This window comes from Ruegeria sp. N10 (assembly GCF_056531545.1).
This window is the reverse complement of sequence record NZ_JBQFLY010000051.1, coordinates 1-2,493: the sequence shown is the minus strand read 5'-3', so window position 1 is coordinate 2,493 and position 2,493 is coordinate 1. Positions and strand designations below refer to the sequence as shown.

Genomic DNA, 2,493 nt, shown 5'->3' with positions numbered 1-2,493 from the left:
TGTTGATTTCCGCTGAGAAGTGACCCGGTATTTTCACCGAGATTTGACCCACCTTTGTTTATGTCTCAGCGTTTATGTTGTGGTCAATGTTGGCGTTTCCTTTCTCGTTTTCCTTGCTTCAGAACTTGCCTTGAAGCGGTAGCTGTCGTTACCGGTTTCGAGGATGTGGCAGCGGTGCGTGAGGCGGTCGAGGAGAGCTGTTGTCATCTTTGCATCCCCGAAGACCTGCGCCCATTCAGAGAAGCTGAGGTTGGTTGTGATGATGACGCTGGTGCGCTCATAGAGCTTGCTGAGCAGGTGGAATAGCAGTGCGCCGCCGGATGAGCTGAATGGCAGGTAGCCGAGCTCGTCGAGAATGACCAAGTCGACCTTGGTCATCATCTCAGCCATCTTCCCGGTTTTGCCTAGCACCTTTTCCTGCTCCAGCGCATTGACCAGTTCCACTGTCGAATAGAAGCGGACTTTACGCCTGTGATGTTCGATGGCCTGAACGCCGATGGCAGTCGCGATGTGGCTCTTGCCAGTACCGGGGCCGCCGATCAGGACAACGTTCTCTGCATTTTCCATGAACTCTCCGCGGTGCAATTGCCGGACAGTGGCCTCGTTGATCTCACTGGATTTGAAGTCGAAGCCTGCGAGGTCTTTGTAAGAGGGGAAGCGCGCCACCTTGGTGTGATAGGCGATTGACCGCACCTCCCGCTCAGCGATCTCAGCTTTGAGAAGCTGAGACAGCATCGGTGTTGCGGTCTCGAAGGCGGGCGCGCCCTGAGCGACCAGATCCTCTACTGCATTTGCCATGCCATACAGCTTGAGGCTGCGCAGCATGATCACGACGGAAGCTCCTGCTGGATCATGACGCATGGCGCTTCTCCCCGGTTTGTCTCAGATCATCGTAGCGGTCCACGTTTGCCTTCGGGGTCGTTTCCAAAGCCAGCGCATCTGGTGGGTCGATCTCTGGAAGGTCTGTTTGCTTCTTGTCAATCAAGCGGTGCAGCAGGTTCAGGATATGCGTCTTGGTAGGAACCCCGGCTTCCAACGCCAATTCTACGGCGCGTAGAACTGCGTCCTCGTCGTGATGCAAAACCAGTGACAGGATATCGACCATTTCCCTGTCACCACCCTCTTTGCGGAGCATATGATCCTGGAGTCGACGGAAGGCATCTGGCATCTCTGTGAACGGCGCACCGTTACGCAGAGCACCCGGTTTACGTTGGATGACTGCCAAATAGTGACGCCAATCGTAGACCACTCTGCCAGGCTTGCGATGTGACCGCTCTATGATCCGCTCATGTGAACAAACGGTTTGGCCCTCAGCCACGATGACCAGACGTTCGGGGTAGACATGCAGGCTGATACGCTGGTTGGCAAAGCTGGCCGGCACGCTGTACCGGTTGCGTTCGAAGGTCACCAGGCATGTCGGCGATACCCGTTTGCTGTGTTCGACAAATCCATCGAAGGCGGGCGGCAGCGCCATCAACGTGGGCTTCTCAGCTTCCCATGCATCAGCAACAGTACCCGGCAATTCCCGGTGCTTTGTCTCGGCCCATAGGGCGACACAGCGATCCTCAAGCCATTGGTTCAGCTCGCCCAGATCCTTGAAGATGGGCATGACCTGCCACAGCCGGTTGCGCGCATCGCGGACGTTCTTCTCGACCTGACCTTTCTCCCAACCCGCAGCAGGGTTGCAGAACTCTGGTTCAAAAACATAATGGCTGGCCATGGCCTTGAAGCGGGCATTGATGTCACGCTGCTTGCCTCGGCCCACACGGTCCACGGCCGTCTTCATATTATCGTAAATCCCGCGGCCGGGAACGCCACCAAACACGCGGAACGCATGCCAATGGGCGTCAAACAGCATCTCATGCGCTTGCAACGGATAGGCTCGCACGAGGAAAGCCCGGCTGTGTGAGAGTTTGATATGGGCGACCTGAAGCTTGACCCGATCTCCACCGATATTGGCCCAGTCTTCGCTCCAGTCGAACTGGAACGCTTCACCCGGCTGGAATACCAGCGGCACGTAAGTTCCGCGTCCCGTCGTCTGTTCCGCACGGTGCCGATCTGACCGCCACGTCCGCGCGAATGCGGCAACACGGCCATAGGATCCTTCATAACCCAGCTTCACCAGATCAGCATGCATCTGCTTCACCGTGCGCCGCTCCTTGCGGGGCTTGCGTGTCTGGGCGAGCAGCCAGGCAGACAACCGATCCGCATACGGATCCAATTTGCTAGAACGCGGCGGTGTCTTGAACTTCGGTTCTACAGCGCCTTCGCGTAGATACTTTTTGATGGTGTTGCGAGACAGCCCCGTGCGCCGTGAAATCTCGCGAATTGGCATTTTGTCACGCAATGCCCAGCGTCGTATGACACTCAAAAATCCCATGTCGATCACTCCAAATCTCCCCAAACGAAAACGTCGGGGCAATGTGCTCACATGGGTCAATTCTCAGTGAAAATTATCTGGCTTACCGGGTCACTTCTCAGCGGAAATCAACA

The 2,493-nt window shown here is 56.3% G+C and carries 2 protein-coding genes; both read right to left on the bottom strand.

The annotated features are described in order from the left end of the window. Positions 1-72: 72 nt before the first annotated feature. Complete coding sequence (gene istB / locus ACR0JI_RS21850) at positions 73-861, bottom strand: IS21-like element helper ATPase IstB (RefSeq protein WP_480474839.1); 789 nt, start codon at positions 859-861, stop codon at positions 73-75. After that, complete coding sequence (gene istA / locus ACR0JI_RS21845; RefSeq protein ID WP_480474840.1) at positions 851-2,380, bottom strand: IS21 family transposase; 1,530 nt, start codon at positions 2,378-2,380, stop codon at positions 851-853. Before istA ends, istB begins: the two co-directional genes overlap by 11 nt. Positions 2,381-2,493: the final 113 nt, after the last annotated feature.